At 74.9% G+C, this 15,392-nt stretch carries 17 protein-coding genes and 1 pseudogene; 13 read left to right on the top strand and 5 right to left on the bottom strand.

Annotated elements, in window-relative coordinates; genetic code table 11:
* Positions 1-145: 145 nt before the first annotated feature.
* Positions 146-604, bottom strand: a complete 459-nt coding sequence (locus tag AB0I41_RS18855) for a DUF4383 domain-containing protein (RefSeq protein WP_357108854.1) — start codon at positions 602-604, stop codon at positions 146-148.
* 249 nt (positions 605-853) lie between these two features.
* On the opposite strand from AB0I41_RS18855, the gene sigJ reads away from it, so the two are divergent.
* Positions 854-1,735 carry an RNA polymerase sigma factor SigJ gene (gene sigJ / locus AB0I41_RS18850; RefSeq protein WP_357108850.1) on the top strand — a complete coding sequence of 294 codons (882 nt, stop codon included), beginning with the start codon at positions 854-856 and terminating at the stop codon, positions 1,733-1,735.
* A gap of 271 nt (positions 1,736-2,006) precedes the next feature.
* On the opposite strand, the gene AB0I41_RS18845 is transcribed toward sigJ, so the two are convergent.
* Together AB0I41_RS18845 and AB0I41_RS18840 are read right to left on the bottom strand one after the other, a co-directional pair.
* Positions 2,007-3,803: a sulfatase gene (locus AB0I41_RS18845; protein WP_357108848.1), complete on the bottom strand. Its 1,797-nt coding sequence runs from the start codon at positions 3,801-3,803 to the stop codon at positions 2,007-2,009.
* A gap of 166 nt (positions 3,804-3,969) precedes the next feature.
* Positions 3,970-4,644 (bottom strand): annotated as a pseudogene (locus AB0I41_RS18840) (CDP-alcohol phosphatidyltransferase family protein); the annotation flags it as partial.
* Positions 4,645-4,740: 96 nt separating this feature from the next.
* On the opposite strand from AB0I41_RS18840, the gene AB0I41_RS18835 reads away from it, so the two are divergent.
* The 10 genes from AB0I41_RS18835 (at position 4,741) to AB0I41_RS18790 (ending at position 12,392) form a co-directional block, all read left to right on the top strand.
* Positions 4,741-5,721 (top strand): zinc-binding alcohol dehydrogenase, encoded by a 981-nt coding sequence (locus AB0I41_RS18835; RefSeq protein ID WP_357108846.1) that lies wholly within the window; start codon positions 4,741-4,743, stop codon positions 5,719-5,721.
* A 4-nt stretch (positions 5,722-5,725) separates the two neighbouring features.
* Positions 5,726-6,124 carry a 6-carboxytetrahydropterin synthase gene (locus tag AB0I41_RS18830; RefSeq protein WP_357108843.1) on the top strand — a complete coding sequence of 133 codons (399 nt, stop codon included), beginning with the start codon at positions 5,726-5,728 and terminating at the stop codon, positions 6,122-6,124.
* Positions 6,125-6,126: 2 nt separating this feature from the next.
* Positions 6,127-7,161 carry a glycosyltransferase family 4 protein gene (locus AB0I41_RS18825; RefSeq protein WP_357108841.1) on the top strand — a complete coding sequence of 345 codons (1,035 nt, stop codon included), beginning with the start codon at positions 6,127-6,129 and terminating at the stop codon, positions 7,159-7,161.
* The gene (locus AB0I41_RS18820) at positions 7,158-7,979 is read left to right on the top strand and encodes a class I SAM-dependent methyltransferase (RefSeq protein WP_357108838.1); all 822 of its coding nucleotides are present in this window, start codon (positions 7,158-7,160) and stop codon (positions 7,977-7,979) included. The genes AB0I41_RS18825 and AB0I41_RS18820 overlap by 4 nt, the downstream gene beginning before the upstream one ends.
* A 55-nt stretch (positions 7,980-8,034) precedes the next feature.
* Positions 8,035-9,060: a lysylphosphatidylglycerol synthase transmembrane domain-containing protein gene (locus tag AB0I41_RS18815; protein ID WP_357108835.1), complete on the top strand. Its 1,026-nt coding sequence runs from the start codon at positions 8,035-8,037 to the stop codon at positions 9,058-9,060.
* 12 nt (positions 9,061-9,072) lie between these two features.
* On the top strand, positions 9,073-9,207 hold the full coding sequence (locus AB0I41_RS18810) for a hypothetical protein (protein WP_357108832.1): 135 nt from the start codon (positions 9,073-9,075) through the stop codon (positions 9,205-9,207).
* 1 nt (position 9,208) lies between these two features.
* Positions 9,209-9,916: a dihydrofolate reductase family protein gene (locus AB0I41_RS18805; protein ID WP_357108829.1), complete on the top strand. Its 708-nt coding sequence runs from the start codon at positions 9,209-9,211 to the stop codon at positions 9,914-9,916.
* Between the two features lie 105 nt (positions 9,917-10,021).
* Complete coding sequence (locus AB0I41_RS18800) at positions 10,022-10,573, top strand: sigma factor-like helix-turn-helix DNA-binding protein (RefSeq protein WP_357108825.1); 552 nt, start codon at positions 10,022-10,024, stop codon at positions 10,571-10,573.
* A gap of 102 nt (positions 10,574-10,675) precedes the next feature.
* Positions 10,676-11,371 carry a response regulator transcription factor gene (locus tag AB0I41_RS18795; protein WP_357108882.1) on the top strand — a complete coding sequence of 232 codons (696 nt, stop codon included), beginning with the start codon at positions 10,676-10,678 and terminating at the stop codon, positions 11,369-11,371.
* The gene (locus AB0I41_RS18790; RefSeq protein WP_357108823.1) at positions 11,364-12,392 is read left to right on the top strand and encodes a HAMP domain-containing sensor histidine kinase; all 1,029 of its coding nucleotides are present in this window, start codon (positions 11,364-11,366) and stop codon (positions 12,390-12,392) included. The genes AB0I41_RS18795 and AB0I41_RS18790 overlap by 8 nt, the downstream gene beginning before the upstream one ends.
* Before the next feature lie 41 nt (positions 12,393-12,433).
* Here the strand turns inward: AB0I41_RS18790 and AB0I41_RS18785 are convergent, their stop codons facing one another.
* Complete coding sequence (locus AB0I41_RS18785) at positions 12,434-12,583, bottom strand: hypothetical protein (RefSeq protein ID WP_357108820.1); 150 nt, start codon at positions 12,581-12,583, stop codon at positions 12,434-12,436.
* A gap of 275 nt (positions 12,584-12,858) precedes the next feature.
* Between AB0I41_RS18785 and AB0I41_RS18780 the strand changes: the two genes are divergently transcribed.
* Both AB0I41_RS18780 and AB0I41_RS18775 read left to right on the top strand, forming a co-directional pair.
* Positions 12,859-13,509 carry a hypothetical protein gene (locus tag AB0I41_RS18780; RefSeq protein ID WP_357108817.1) on the top strand — a complete coding sequence of 217 codons (651 nt, stop codon included), beginning with the start codon at positions 12,859-12,861 and terminating at the stop codon, positions 13,507-13,509.
* Positions 13,510-13,522: 13 nt separating this feature from the next.
* Positions 13,523-14,542, top strand: a complete 1,020-nt coding sequence (locus AB0I41_RS18775; protein WP_357108815.1) for a hypothetical protein — start codon at positions 13,523-13,525, stop codon at positions 14,540-14,542.
* A gap of 264 nt (positions 14,543-14,806) precedes the next feature.
* Here the strand turns inward: AB0I41_RS18775 and AB0I41_RS18770 are convergent, their stop codons facing one another.
* The gene (locus AB0I41_RS18770; RefSeq protein WP_357108813.1) at positions 14,807-15,214 is read right to left on the bottom strand and encodes a spore-associated protein A; all 408 of its coding nucleotides are present in this window, start codon (positions 15,212-15,214) and stop codon (positions 14,807-14,809) included.
* Positions 15,215-15,392: the final 178 nt, after the last annotated feature.

The following is a 15,392-nucleotide window of genomic DNA, read 5'->3' as shown; positions in this document are numbered from 1 at the left end:
CCCGGCTCGGGGGATTTCATCCCCGCGTTGTGCGCCCCCCCCCCCCCCTGGCCCCCGACGGCCCGAACCGCGGGGGGCGCGGCGCCCGCCCCCCGCCCACGACGACGCCGTGCTCCCCGGGGAGCACGGCGTCGTCGGACGAGGGTCAGCGTCGGGCGCCGGCGGGGCGGCGGGTCAGTCCCACCCCGAGCGCGATCATGCCGATGCCGAGCAACAGGTGCAGCCAGTTGTCCGCGCCGTTGAGCGGGATGAAGTTGGCGGCGCTGTTGTGGTTGACGACCAGGCCGTAGAGCCAGAGCACCAGATAGATCGCGCCACCGGCGACCAGATACGTCCGCGCGCCGGACACGGCACGGGACAGGGCGAGCCCGGCGACGCCGAACAACAGGTGCACGATGTTGTGCAGGACCGACACCTGGAACAGCCCGAACAGCTTCGCCTCCGACTCGTGCCCGGCGAACATCAGATCGTAGTAGTCGCTGGTGATGCCGGGGATGAACCCGAGCACCCCGATCAGCAGGAAGACCGCGCCGACCACCTGGGCGGCGCGACGGACGGGGGACACGGCGGTCGCCGGTGCCCCTCGGCCGGGTCTGTTCACCATGTCAGCCACCTCCGTCGGATACCGTGTGGCTCCGCATGCCCGGGTCGGTGCGCCGCAAACCACCGGAACGGGTGGTTGTGGCCGCGACCGGCTCAGGCCGGTGGCAGGTGCTCCCGGAGAGCGGCGAACTCGGCCGAGGATCAGCCAGCATTCTCCACTCGTCCGATCCCGGAGCCGACCCCCGGTCACATCAGCCGGATCTGGTGTGTCTACTGCTGTGACACACGATGAGGGGGCGACGTGGCAGCGGTGGACGAGCACGAATGGCTGACGGAGCGGTTCGAGGAGCACCGGACCCGGCTGCGGGCGGTGGCCTACCGGATGCTCGGCTCGGTGAGCGAGGCCGACGACGCCGTCCAGGACGCCTGGCTACGGATCAGCCGGGCCGACGCCAGCGGCGTGGAGAACCTCGGTGGGTGGCTGACCACGGTGGTGGCGCGGGTGTGCCTAAACGTGCTGCGCTCGCGGGACCGGCGCCGGGAGGAACCGCTCGACGTGCGGATGCCGGAGCCGATCGTGGGCCGCGAGTCCGGGGACGACCCGGAGGACGCGGCGGTGCTGGCCGACTCGGTCGGGCTCGCGCTGCTGGTGGTGCTGGAGACGCTGACCCCGGCCGAGCGGCTCGCGTTCGTGCTGCACGACATGTTCGCCGTGCCGTTCGAGGAGATCGCCCCGATGGTCGAGCGGTCCCCGGCCGCGGCGCGGCAACTGGCCAGCCGCGCCCGCCGGCGGGTACGCGGGCAGGCCCCCGTGCCCGACGCCGACCTCACCCGGCAGCGGGTGGTCGTCGACGCGTTCTTCGCCGCCGCCCGCGACGGCGACTTCGACGCGCTCGTCGCCGTGCTCCACCCCGAGGTCGTGCTGCGCTCCGACGGCGGCGCGGGCAGCCGCCACACGGTCGTGGTCACCGGCGCGCGGGCAGTAGCCGGACAGGCGGTCACCTTCGGACGGCTCTACCCGTTCGTCCGGCCGGCGCTGGTCAACGGGGCCGCCGGCGTCGTGGTCGCCGCGCACGGCCGGCCGTTGTCGGTGATGGGCTTCACCGTCACCGGCGGCCGGATCGTCGCCGTCGACGTGCTCTCCGACGCCGACCGGCTGCGCCGGCTCGACCTGGCGGTCCTCGACGGCTGACCGCCGTTCGACGGGGCGCGCGGCGGCACCCGTCCCGAGGAGTCGGAGTGGTGCCGCGCACCCACTCGGAATGCGGCCGGGGCGGACCGGGTCAGGCGAGCGCCTCGGCCCGCAACTGTTCCGTGCCGGATCGTCGAGGACCCGGCCAACGCCGCGGCGTACCCGCCAACCTGGGTCATCTGCGCCAACGCATCCTGCTCGTCCAGCGAAGCCCACCAGCAGCCCGATACCGACCGCGGCCAGCGAACGCGGACCGGAGGATCGCCCCGGCTCAGCGGGGCGACGGGGCGGCCGCCGGCGGCTGCGGCCCGAACGTGGTGAGGAACCGGTCCCGGAAGGTGTCCATCCGCCAGACCGGCGCCTCCGGGCCCGGCCGCAGTCCCTCGTCCCAGCCCCAGCCGGCGACCCGCGCCAGCACCGCCGGGTCGTGGGCCACGATGGTGACCGGCACGTCCCGGCCGGCGTCCTCCCCGGTCACCACGGGCGCGGGCTGGTGGTCGCCGAGGAAGACCAGCACCAGGTCGTCGTCGCCGTACGTCTGCACGAAGGAGATGAGGCTGTTCAGCGAGTACTCGATCGAGCGCCGGTAGCCGGTGCGGACCTCGGTGGCGCTACGCCCCACCACGTCCTTCGGGTTGGCGGCGACCGAGGTCGGCCGGTGGTAGACGGACCCGTCGCCGACGTGGTCCCAGTCGAGCATGCGGGGGATCGCCGCCCAGGGCGAATGGCTGGAGATCAGTGGGATCTCCGCCATGATCGGCGCGTGTCCCGGGGTGGCCCGCTCCCGGCGCTGGAAGGTGGCCAGGGTGTACTGGTCGGGCATGGGCGCGAAGCTGAACTTCGGGCCGCGGTAGCCGAGCCCCGCCGCGTCGTGGTAGCGGTCGTAGCCGAAGAAGCTCCCCTCCGGCCAGGGCTGGGTGGCCGCCGGCATCACCCCCACCGTCTGCCAGCCGGCCCGCCGGAACGCGCCGTTGAGGGTGAGCCGGTCACCGGCCAGCAGGCTGAGGTGGCGTTGCTGGTTGTCGACCCAGAGCCCGGACAGCAGCGTGTCGTGGGCCAACCAGCTGCCCCCGCCGGCCGTCGGCGAGGTGAGGAAGCCGCTGCGGCCGTGGAAGCCCCGCTCGGCGAGCCGGCGCGTACCGCCGTCGAGCACCGCGCCGACCTGCGGGGCGAACTCCGGGTCCTGCACCGCGTCCCGGCCGTAGCTCTCGACGAAGGCGACGATCACGTCCTTGCCGCGCAGGGCGGTGAGCAGCTGGTCGCCCGGGGTGTCCCGGAAGGCGTCGGCGGCGACCTCGGCGGCGAAGGCGTCCCGGTCCCGCAGTCCCGCGCCCACCTGGCCGACGTGCTGGCCGACCAGCGCGGACGTCCCCGAGTCGGCGACCGGCACGCCGATCGCCGCGCCGGCGAGCCAGACCGCGGCGAACGCCGCCAGCACCCGGACCGCCCGCCGGTCGTGCCGGGCCACCAGCCGGGTCAGCCGCAGCACCGACCGGGTGGTCAACACCAGCAGCGCGCCGACTCCGGCGACCAGCGCCACGATCGCGCCGACCGCGCCGACCCGGCCGACGGAGTCCCGGACGAAGCCGTACGCGTCGTCCAGCAGCACCCAGTCGAGGACGAGGTCGAACGGGCGGGCGAGGCTGGCGGACATGCCCATGTCGAGCAGCTTGACGACGGCGAGCAGCCCGAGCGCGACGCCGAACACCAGCGCCACCGCCCGCCGGGCCGCGCCGCACAGCGCCAGCAGCAGCGCGGCGGCGACCAGCCCCTCGACCGGGATACGCAGGAACGCGGCGGGGCCGAGCTGGTCGAGCCGGTTCGGCGCGACCAGCACGGCGAGCACGAGCAGGCCGGCCGCCACGGTACTCACCCGCGCCGCGACGGGACGCACCCGACCGCGCCCACCGGTGCCGCCCGAGTCGACGCCGACCGACTCCGGCCCGGACGGGGAGTCGGCGGGCGGTTCGGGCCGGGGTTGCGGGGACGGACCGGTCTCCGGTGACGGGTCGGCCAGGGCGGGTCCGTCCACCGCCGTCCGGCGGCGCAGGCGCGACAGCACCGACACTGCGATGTCCCCTTCCCTGGACGACCCCCGTCCACGGCGGCCGGGCGGCCGGTGCGGCTCAGACGGGCTGGTGCGCGGCGAGCGGCCGGTCGGCGACGGTCCCGGGCCCCGGTCGGGCCGCCGGCACCGGCCGCCACCCGGGCGCGGTCCGGACGCGACGGTGCCACCAGAGCCAGCCCACGTCGTGGCCGAACGACTCGACCAGCAGCGCCAGCGAGGCCGCCACCACCACGGCGGTCACCGGCCGGGGCAGCACGTCCGCCGTGGCGGTCGCCAGCACGACGCCCTGCGCCGCCGCCACCACCTTGCGCCAGTAGCGCGGCGGCAGCGTCCCGCACATCCAGGGCAGCACCCGGCTGGCGGCGACGAAGGCGTACCGCATCGCGCCGATGGCGAGCACCCAGCCACCGGTGACCGGTGCCACGTGGACGCTGAGCACCAGGATGAGGAAGGCGTCGACCTCCATGTCGAAGCGCGCGCCGAGCCCGCTGGCGGTGCCGGTGCGCCGGGCCACCCAGCCGTCCACCGCGTCGAGGGCGAGGGCCACCGCGGCCATCGGCACCAGCACCGCCAGCGGCGCCACCCCGTCGAGAGCGTCCACCACCAGGGCGGTCACCCCGCCGACGAGCACCGCCCGGGTCAGGGTCACCCGGTCCGCCGGGCCCAGCCGGTCCGCGCCGCGCCGGCGCAGACCACGGTCGAGCGCCCCGCAGAGCACGATGCCGTACGCGACGCCGGCCAGCCAGCCGGCGACGTCGAGCCCGACGGTCGCGGCCAGCCCGGCGAGCAGGACGATCTGGGCGGTCAGCCCGACCACCGGACCGATTCGAACCTTGGACACCCTGCCTCCGTGTTTATGATCGACGGCCTCGACAGGAAACACGGAGCGCGCGGCCGTTCGGTTCGGTCCCGCCGCCAGATGAGGAGAACATCCCCCGTGATCCGCGACGCCCGTGCCTTCTGGCTCCGCTCCCCCGGAGTGGGTGAGATCCGGCCGGTGACGCTACCCGCCCCGGGCCCGGACGAGGTCCTGGTGCGCGCCGGGTACTCGGGGGTCAGCCGGGGCACCGAGACGCTGGTCTTCACCGGGGGCGTGCCGCAGAGCCAGTACGCGGCGATGCGCGCCCCGTTCCAGGAGGGCGACTTCCCCGCCCCGGTCAAGTACGGCTACCTCAGCGTCGGCGTCGTCGAGACCGGTCCGGCGGGGCTGCGCGGGCGGACCGTCTTCTGCCTGCACCCGCACCAGACGGCGTACGTCGTACCGGCCTCGGCCGTGACGCCGGTGCCCGACGACGTGCCGGCGGCGCGGGCGGTGCTGGCCGGCACGGTGGAGACAGCGGTGAACGCGCTCTGGGACGCCGCGCCGCTGGTCGGCGACCGGGTCAGCGTGGTGGGCGGCGGCATGGTGGGCTGCGCCGTCGCGGCGCTGCTCGCCCGCTTCCCCGGAGTACGCGTCGAGCTGGTGGACACCGACCCGGCGCGGGCGGCGGTGGCCGCGGCGCTGGGCGTCGAATTCGCGCTGCCGGGCGACGCGGCCGACGGCCGGGACCTGGTGGTGCACGCCAGCGCGACCGGCCAGGGGTTGCAGCGCGCGCTGGAGCTGCTCGCCCCGGAGGGCACGGTCGTCGAGCTGAGCTGGTACGGCGACCGGCCGGTGCAGCTGTCGCTGGGCGGGTCGTTCCACTCCGGCCGGTTGACCGTCCGCAGCAGCCAGGTCGGCACGGTCTCGCCGGCCCGGGCGGCGCGGCGCGGCTACGCCGACCGGCTGGCGCTGGCCCTGGAGCTGCTCGCCGACCCGGTCTTCGACGCGCTGCTCACCGGCCGGTCCCGCTTCGCGGAGCTGCCCGACGTGCTCGACCGACTGGCCGCGGGAAGCCTCCCCGCGCTCTGCCACCTCATCACCTACGACGGGGAGTGACGCCGTGTTCAGCGTGACCGTACGGGACCACATGATGGTCGCCCACAGCTTCCGGGGCGAGGTCTTCGGGCCCGCGCAACGGCTGCACGGGGCGACGTTCGTGGTGGACGCGACGTTCCGCCGCGCCGAGCTGGACGCGGACGGCATCGTGGTGGACATCGGCCGGGCCACCGCGGAGCTGCGGGCGGTCCTCGCCGAGCTGACCTACCGCAACCTCGACGACGAGCCCGCCTTCGCCGGGGTGAACACCACCACCGAGGTGCTGTGCCGGACCGTCGCCGACCGGCTGGCCGAGCGGGCGCACGCCGGCGGGCTCGGCGCGGGGGCCCGCGAGCTGGCCGGGATCACCGTGACGCTGCACGAGTCGCACATCGCCTGGGCCAGCTACGAGCGGTCGCTGTAGACGTGCCCGTGGCGCACGTCGTCCTCCCCGGCGACATCGACGACCCGGCGACCCCGAGCGGCGGCAACACGTACGACCGCCGGGTCTGCCGGGGGCTCGCCGAGCGGGGGTGGGCGGTGCGCGAGCACGGCGTACCCGGGCGGTGGCCGCGCCCCGACGGGCCGTCCCGGGTCCAGCTGGCCGGGGTGCTCGCGGCGCTGCCCGACGGGGCGGTGGTGCTGCTCGACGGGCTGGTCGCCTCGGCGGTGCCGGAGGTGCTGGCCCCGCACGCCCGGCGGCTGCGGCTGGTGCTGCTGGTGCACCTGCCGCTGGAGGACGTCACCGAGGCCGCCGCGCTGGCCTGCGCCGCCGCGGTCGTCACCACCAGCGGGTGGACCCGCCGCCGCCTGCTCGACCGGTATCCGCTGCCCGCCGACCGGGTGCACGTGGCCGCCCCCGGGGTGGACCCGGCGCCCCCGGCCCCCGGAACGGGGGCGGGCACGGCGCTGCTCTGCGTCGCGGCGGTCACCCCGCTCAAGGGACACGACGTGCTGGTCCGCGCCCTCGCCGAGGTCGCCGACCTGCCCTGGACGCTGGACTGCGTCGGCGCGCTCACCCGCGATCCCGGCTTCGTCGCCGGGCTGCGCCGGCAGGTGGACGACCTGGAGCTGGCCGGGCGGGTACGGCTGCTCGGCCCGCGCACCGGGACCGGCCTCGACGCCGCGTACGCCGCCGCCGACCTGCTGGTGCTCGCCTCCCGCGCCGAGACGTACGGGATGGTGGTCACCGAGGCCCTGGCCCGCGGCCTGCCGGTGCTGGCCCCAGCGGTGGGCGGGGTGCCCGAGGCGCTCGGCCGGGCCCCGGACGGCGACCCGCCCGGCCTGCTGGTGCCCGCCGACGAACCGGCCGCGCTGGCCGGCGCGCTGCGCCGCTGGCTCACCGGGGCGCCGCTGCGCCACCGGCTGCGGCAGGCGGCCCTGGCCCGCCGGGACGGCCTGGCCGGCTGGCCGGCCACCGCCACCCTGATCGCCCACGTCCTGGACGGAGTGCGGGTGTGACCACGCACGCCACCGATCCGTTCGCCGACTGGCTCGCGCTGCGCGAGCCCGCCGACGCCGCCGCCCGCGCCGGCGACCTGGTCGACCGGGTACGCGCCCGACCGGCCGCCGACCGGCCTCTGGTGGTGCACGACCTGGGCAGCGGCACCGGGTCGATGGCGCGCTGGCTGGCCCCCCGGCTGCCCGGCCCGCAGCACTGGGTCCTCCACGACCGGGACGCCGACCTGCTCGACCGGGCCCGCGCCGCCCCGCCCCGCGCCGCCGACGGCAGCCCGGTGCGCGTGGAGACCCGGCGGAGCGACATCACCCGGCTCACCGTCGACGACCTGGCCGGCGCCGACCTGGTCACCGCCTCGGCGCTGCTGGACATGCTGACCGCCGAGGAGATCGACCGAATCGTGGCGGCCTGCGCCGGGGCGGGCCGCCCGGCCCTGTTCACGCTCTCCGTGGTCGGCCGGGTGCGGCTCGACCCGCCGGACCCGCTGGACGCGGAGATCGCCGCCGCGTTCGACGCGCACCAGCGGCGGACCGTCGACGGCCGGACCCTGCTCGGGCCGGACGCCGCCGCGGCCACCGTCGCCGCGTTCCGACGGCACAGGATCGCGGTGACGGTCCGGTCCAGCCCGTGGCGGCTGGGCACCATGCACGCCGCGCTGACCGCCGAGTGGTTCACCGGCTGGTACGACGCCGCCGTCGAGCAGCGCCCGGAGCTGGCCGCCCGGACGGCCGGATACGCCCGCCGCCGGCTGGCTCAGGCGGCGGCCGGCCGGCTGACCGTCACCGTGGGCCACGACGACCTGCTCGCCGGGGCGGACTGAACCCGACGGCCCGCCGGTACGTGGAGAAAAGAAAAGATCTTCCGAGGAGGTGCGCGTGCCACAGGTTGCCGGCGACACACCCACCGCCCCGGTCCGCCCGATCTGGGCCTGGGTGCGCAACCTCGGCGGCGTCACGCTGGTGGCGGCGCTGCTGTGGTGGCTGGGCACCGGGCCGCTGCTGGCCGCGCTGCGCCGCATCGACACCCCGGCGGTGGTCGCGGCGCTGCTGCTCGGCGCGCTCAGCACCGTCTGCTGCGCCTGGCGGTGGCGGCTGGTCGCCGAGGGGCTCGGCGTCCGGCTGCCGCTGGGCGCCGCCGTGGCCGACTGCTACCGGGCGGTCTTCCTCAACGCCACCCTGCCCGGCGGGATGCTCGGCGACGTGCACCGGGCGGTGCGGCACGGCCGGGAGGCCGGCGACGTGGGTCGGGCCGTCCGGGCCGTGGTCTGGGAACGTACCGCCGGTCAGGTCGTCCAGGTCACGCTCGCCGTGGTGCTCCTGCTGGCGCTGCCGTCGCCGGTGCGGCCGTGGCTGCCGAAGGCCACCGGGCTGGCCGTGGCGGTCGCCCTCAGCGTGCTGCTGCTGGCCCGGGCGCTGCCCCGCTCCGGGCCGTCCCGCCGGGCCCGGGCGCTGCGCGCCGCCGCGGCCGACGTCCGCGCCGGCCTACTGGCCCGCCGGACCGGGCCGGGGGTGCTGCTCGCCTCGGTGGTCGCCGTCCTCGGCCACCTGGGCACGTTCGTGGTGGCGGCCCGGGTCGCCGGCGTCACCGCCCCGCTGGCGCAACTGGTGCCGCTGACCCTGCTGGCGCTGCTGGCGATGGGGCTGCCGGCGAACGTGGCCGGGTTCGGTCCACGCGAGGGCGTGGCCGCGTGGGCGTTCGGGGCCGCCGGCCTGGGCGCCGCCCAGGGGGTGTCCGCCGCGCTGGTGTACGGGGCGCTGGTGGTCCTCGCCGCCCTGCCCGGCGCCGCCGTGCTGCTGCTGCGTCGGCGTCCGGCCCGGCTCCCGCACCGGTCCACGGCACGTACGGTGAACCAGGGTGGTTCTGCCGCGGTACCCGCTGCCGGCCTGGCCGGCAGCGCCTGACGGAGGAGACACATGTACGGAGCGCTGCCGGTCGCCACGGTCCGCACGCAGGTCACGGTCCCCCTCCGCTTCCCCGCCGGGTACGCCACCACGGCGAAGGCGAGCCGGGCCGTCGCCCGTACCGTCGACTCGCCGTCGCTGACCTGACATGGGTGTCGTGCCGGCGGGTGGGCGGCCCTACGTGCTGCTCAGCTGCGCCACGTCGATCGACGGATACATCGACGACACCACCGAGGAGCGGTTGGTGCTGTCCAACGACGAGGACCTGGCCCGGATCGACGCGGTCCGGGCCGGGTGCGACGCGATCCTGGTCGGCGCCGGCACCGTACGCCGGGACGACCCGCGCCTGGTGGTCCGCTCGGAGCGGCTGCGCCGGGCGCGGGTGGCCCGCGGGCTGCCGCCGTCGCCGGTGAAGGTGACGCTGACCGGGCGGGGCGACCTCGACCCCGCCGCCCGGTTCTTCACCGTCGGCGACGCGGACCGGATCGTGTACTGCGCGTCGCCGGCCGTGGCGAAGACCACCGAGCTGCTGGACGGGCTGGCCACCGTCGTGGACGCCGGTGACCCGCTGGACCCGGCCCGGGCGCTGGCCGACCTGGCGGGGCGCGGGGTGGGCCGGCTGATGGTGGAGGGCGGCGGGTCGGTGCACGGGCAGTTCCTCACCGCCGGTCTCGCCGACGAGCTGCACCTGGTGGTCGCCCCGTTCTTCGTCGGCGACCCCGGGGCGCCCCGCTTCGTCGGCGACGGTCGGTTCCCGTGGCACCCCGGCCGGCGGGCCCGGCTGGTCGAGACCCGGCGGATCGGTGACGTGGTGCTGGTCCGGTACGCCCTCTCGGAGCGCTGCCCGGAGGCCTGAGGCGGTGAACCGGTCGGCAGGCTTCGTCCGTACCACCGGCCGACACGGAGAGCCGCCCTACTACGCTGCGTCGTAACGGATGGGTCGGCGGACGAGGGGGCGGGTGTGGTGGACGAGAGCGACGAGCAGGTGACCGCGTGGGCGCTGGCCGCCGGACGGGGCGACCCGCTCGCGCTGGCCGCGTTCGTCCGGGCCACCCAGGGTCCGACCTGGCGGTTCCTGCACCACCTGCGCGCCGACGCGGAGACCGACGACCTGGTGCAGGAGACGTACCTGCGGGCGATGCGCGGACTGCCCCGGTTCGCCGCCCGCTCCTCGGCGCGGACCTGGCTGTTCGGCATCGCCCGGCGGGTCGCCGCCGATCACCTCCGGTCGCGGCGGGCCCGCCCGTCGACCACCAACCTGGACGGGTGGGACCCGCCGGCGGCAGGCCTGTTCGAGAACGGCGTGGTGCTGGACGCCCTGCTGCGGCAGCTGCCCACCGAGCGGCGGGAGGCCTTCGTCGCCACCCAGGTCCTCGGCCTGTCGTACGCCGAGGCGGCGCAGGTCTGCGACTGCCCGGTCGGCACCATCCGGTCACGGGTGGCCCGGGCGAGGGCGGACCTGGTCGAGGCCATGGCCGAGCGCGCCGACGGGACGGGAACCCGCGCCGGCTGACCCGCCGACCCGGTCGCGTCCCGTAAGGACATCGCAAGGTTCGCGGGGCCGGTCGCCGGCCCCGCCCGCCGCTACGCTGACCGGCACGAGGGGGAGGTGAGCGTGCCGCAACGGGTGCTGGTCGTCGACGACGACCGGACGGTCAGCGACGTGGTCTGCCGCTACCTGGCACACGCCGGCTACCAGGTGGACCACGTCGGGGACGGCGCCGCCGCGCTGGCCGCCGTCGCCGCGGCGCCGCCGCAGCTGGTCGTGCTGGACGTGATGCTGCCGGGGCTCGACGGGCTGGAGGTCTGCCGCCGGCTGCGGGAGCGGCCGGACGGCGTACCCATCGTGATGTTGACCGCGCGCGGCGACGAGGCCGACCGGATCCTCGGCCTGCAACTGGGCGCGGACGACTACCTGAGCAAGCCCTTCTCCCCTCGCGAGCTGGTGCTGCGGGTGCGGTCGGTGCTGCGCCGGGCCGGCGGCGAGCCGGCCGGCGCGACGGCGGAGGTGCTCACCGACGGCGGCCTCACCGTGGAGACCGGCCCCCGGGTGGCCCGGCTGCACGGCCGGGAACTGGCCCTCACGCTGCGCGAGTTCGACCTGCTGGCCCACCTGATGCGCCACCCGGCGCACGCGTTCCGCCGGACCGAACTGCTGGAGCGGGTCTGGGGCTGGAGCTTCGGCGACCAGTCCACCGTCACCGTGCACGTGCGCCGGCTGCGGGAGAAGATCGAGGCCGACCCGGCCGACCCGCGCCGGATCGTCACCGTGTGGGGCGTCGGCTACCGGTACGAGCCGGTCGATGGCTGACCTGGCGCTGATCTTCGGCGCGGCGCTCGGCGCGGCCTGCTGCGTCGGGCTGCTCGGCGCGGCGGCGCTGCGCCTGCTGCGCGGTCGGTCGATCACCGTACACATCTCCGTCCTGCTGGTGATGACGGTGACCGCGGTGGTGGCCGGCGTCGCGGTGATCGCCGAGGCGATGTTCCTCTCCCCGCACGACCTGGAGGTGGTGCTGATCACCGTCTCCGCGGCGGCGGTGGTCAGCCTCGCCGTCGGCTGGCTCTTCGGCCGGCGGCTGGCCGCGGCGGCGGTCTGGGCGGACCAGGCGCGGGAGCGGGAGCGGCGGATCGAGAAGGGCCGCCGGGACCTGGTCGCCTGGGTGTCGCACGACCTGCGTACGCCGCTGGCCGGGCTGCGGGCGATGGCCGAGGCGCTGGAGGACCGGGTGGTCGCCGACCCGGAGACGGTGCACGAGTACCACCGACGGATCCGGGTGGAGACCGACCGGATGACCCGGCTCGTCGACGACCTGTTCGAACTGTCCCGGATCAACGCCGGGGCGTTGCGGCTGTCGCTGTCCGCCGTGCCGCTGGGTGACGTGGTCTCCGACGCCCTGGCCGGCACCGCGCCGCTGGCCGCGGCCCGCCGGATCCGGCTGGTCGCCGCCGAGTCGGGCTGGCCGACGGTGGCCGCCAGCGAGCCGGAGTTGGCCCGGGTGGTGGGGAACCTGCTGCTCAACGCGGTGCGCTACACCCCGGACGACGGCACCGTGCGGGTCGACGCGGGCCGCGACGGCGACGCCGCCTGGCTGGCCGTCGCGGACACCTGCGGCGGCATCCCGGAGGCCGACCTGCCCCGGCTGTTCGACGTGGCGTTCCGGGGCGAACCGGCCCGCACCCCCCGGCCCGGCAACGGTGGCGTCGAGGGCTCCGGCGGGCTGGGCCTGGCGATCGTGCGCGGGCTGGTCGAGGCGCACGGCGGCCGGGTCGACGTGCGCAACGTCGCCGACGGGTGCCGGTTCGTCGTCCGGCTGCCCCTGGCGGATGCGTAGGGCGTGCCGGCGGCCCGGGCCGCCGGTCACCTCCTCGCGGCTCAGCCGCAGTGGTCGTCCCACCGGATCATGCGGATGTACTTGTCGCCGACGATGCCGCCCCAGTCGATGCAGCTGCTCGGGGCGTACACGAGGAACGCCCCGACCGGACGGGAGCACGCGCCGGCGGACCCCGTCGCCCCAGGGAGCACGCCGAGCGCCGTAAGGACATCGCAAGGTTCCGTGCCCCGTCGCCGGCCCCGCCCGCCGCTACGCTGACCGGCACGCCTCGACCACCGTGACCTTTGCCGGAATGGTCGAGGCGGTCCGTGGCGCGCGGGTCATCGTCCGCCCGTTCGGGACGACGTAGGGTCACCCAGTCGACGGAATCGGGCAAAACTACCTTTAGCGATCCATTCGATGTAACATCGAAACCGCCACAATACGGGCAAATAACAGCACAACGAGTTCGACGGGGGTTCATGCGATGAAGGGGTTCACCAAGGACGGCGGGATCGCCGACGGCCGGCGAGGCTTTTCGACCGCCGCTCGCAGCCGGGCACGGGTAACGGGACGAACTGGCGCGGCGCTGCTGAGCGCCGCCGCGCTGGCGACGGGGGTGGCCGTCGCTTCGCCGGCCCAGGCTGCGCCCGTCACGTGCGCAGCAGACGCCCCCTGCGAGACCGCCGCTACGTTTGACGTAACCGCCGGCGTATTGGAGATCACCGTGCCCGACACGGCGGACCTCGGCACCGGTACGCCGGGCAGCGCCATCACCGGCTCACTCGGCGCCGTCTCGGTCAGCGACCAACGGGCCTCGACCACCCCCAACTGGACGGCCAGTGTGATCTCGACGGACTTCACCACCGGTGCCGGCGGAACCGGCCAGGTCGTCCCGGCCACCAGCATCACCTACGCGTCGGGCACGGTAACCCCAGGCGCCGGCCAAACGGGTACCTGCAACGCATCCACCGCGACGCCGCTGGACAACACGACCCCAATAACCGCGGCCTCCCACACCGGCGGCAGCGGCAACAACACCTGCTCCTGGAACCCCACGTTGGTCGTCACGGTCGCGACGACCAACGTGGCGGGCACCTACAGCGGCACCGTGACCCATTCGGTGACGGGTGTCTAGTCAGCACGGCCGCTTGGCCCTGTGGGCCTCGCTGACGGTGCTGCTCCTCGCTGGCCTGGGCCTTCCGGCCCAGGCCAGCGCGGCTGAACCGCAATCGGACGGCGGCTTGGGCATCCAGTTGCTGGAAGCACCGGTCAACCGCCGCGCGGACCCCCGCGCCCAGAGATCTATTGTGGACCATCTGCCGCCGGGCACGACTATCCACCGAAAGGTGCTGGTCAAAAACGAATCCTCGAAGCGGCTGCACATCGAGCTCTACCCGGGCGCCGCAACGGTCGACAAAGAGGCGTTCCAGATCGGGGACGGCCGCGCGGCCAACGAACTGACGTCCTGGATATCCCTCGACCGCACCGAGCTGGACCTGCCGCCAAACGGCGAGGCCCGGGTGAAGGTGACCATCCAGGTGCCGTGGAACGCCTCGGCCGGCGAGCGGTACGCAGTGGTGTGGGCCTCGGTCGCCTCCGCCCCGCGGCCGTCCGCGAACGTCAACCAGATCCACCGCATCGGTGTTCGGATCTACCTCGACATCGGTTCGGGCGGCGAGCCCGCCTCGGACTTCACCATCGGGGAGCTGGTGCCGGCCCGCAGCAAGCACGGGCAACCCTCGGTCGCCATCAAGGTGAACAACACCGGGGGCCGGGCGCTGGACATGAGCGGCTCGGTGAACCTTTCCGAAGGACCCGGCGGTACGCGCGCAGGGCCGTTCGAGGTGGTGAAAAGCACCACGCTGGCGCCGGGCAGTTCCGGCACGGTCAACGTGCTCTTCCCCAGGGAACTGGCCAATGGGCCGTGGCGAATCGAGGTGAACCTGGAGAGCGGGATGGTGAAACGAAGCGCGGTCACGAACATCAAATTTCCGAACCCGGGCGAGGTCGGTGAGGCAAGCAGGCCTCTCGCCCAGCTGCGTACCCTCTGGGCGATGGCGGGTGGGTTACTGGTGATCGGACTGGTCATGGTCACCGGGCTGGCCTTCCTGGCCCGCCGCTCGCGCCGCAGGGCGGCAGGACGTCCGCAAGCGCCGGCAACTCAGTGAGCGACGGTTGTCGCTGGCTGTCGGGGGCAGGAGCCTGGTTGGCCACGTCGGTGCGGTGCTGCTGCGCCGGTGCGCTGATCGCACGGGGATTCGGCTTCCATCCCCTGGGAGCCTGGTACGCCAACACCGGCGAGTCCCTCGCCAGGCCGCTGCGACCCGGCAACGCCGGGTCGAACACCGTCAGTGACCATATCCGGGTCCTGGCCGACGCATTCGAGGGGCGTGCCGGCGGCCGGGCCGGACCGCCGGTCACCTCCTCGCGGCTCAGCCGCAGTGGTCGTTCCACTCGATCATGCGGATGTACTTGTCGCCGACGATGCCACCCCAGTCGATGCAGCTGCTCGGGGCGTACACGTAGACGGGTCCGGCGAACTTGGTGTAGTTGCCCTCGTCCTCGACCCAGTCCCCGCCGGAGCGCTCCACCATCGCGGAGATGAACTGCTTGGTGCCGGGGGTGTTGGTGATGGTGACGACGCAGTTCCAGCCGTTGTTGTACGTCAGGTAGATGGTTCCCCGACTGTTGCCGGCGTCCATCTTGTCGATCACCGTGTAGCCGCTGCCGCAGGCGCCGTTGTAGCCGGCGGCCCGGGCCGGGGCAGCGGTGACGGCGATGGTGCCGGCGGCCAGCGCCGCGACCGTGCCGACGCTCGCCAGCGTCCGGTTCGTGTTCACCCGGGTTCCTCTCGTCGGTGCCGGTGGGACGGCTGGACCACGCTCCGGGTCGCGGTGACCGGACGCGCATGATCAGCCGCAGGTCAGGAAACCAGGCACCGGTGCGACGCCGGTAGGTGACAAACCGGTCCCCTTCTCTCCCCCTTCTCTCCCCCTTCGCCGGGGAGGCGACGGAGGA

The sequence above is a fragment of the Micromonospora sp. NPDC050200 genome, assembly GCF_040656135.1.
Classification (GTDB): Bacteria; Actinomycetota; Actinomycetes; order Mycobacteriales; family Micromonosporaceae; genus Micromonospora.
Note: the sequence above shows the minus strand (reverse complement) of the source record. Positions and strands in the feature narration are given on the sequence as shown.

Bases quoted from the DNA above. Each gene is read 5' to 3' on its own strand.
- AB0I41_RS18855 (WP_357108854.1), bottom strand. From the start codon at position 604: ATGGTGAACAGACCCGGCCGAGGGGCACCGGCGACCGCCGTGTCCCCC.
- AB0I41_RS18810 (WP_357108832.1), top strand. From the start codon at position 9,073: ATGTACGGAGCGCTGCCGGTCGCCACGGTCCGCACGCAGGTCACGGTC.
- AB0I41_RS18805 (WP_357108829.1), top strand. From the start codon at position 9,209: ATGGGTGTCGTGCCGGCGGGTGGGCGGCCCTACGTGCTGCTCAGCTGC.
- AB0I41_RS18790 (WP_357108823.1), top strand. From the start codon at position 11,364: ATGGCTGACCTGGCGCTGATCTTCGGCGCGGCGCTCGGCGCGGCCTGC.
- AB0I41_RS18780 (WP_357108817.1), top strand. From the start codon at position 12,859: ATGAAGGGGTTCACCAAGGACGGCGGGATCGCCGACGGCCGGCGAGGC.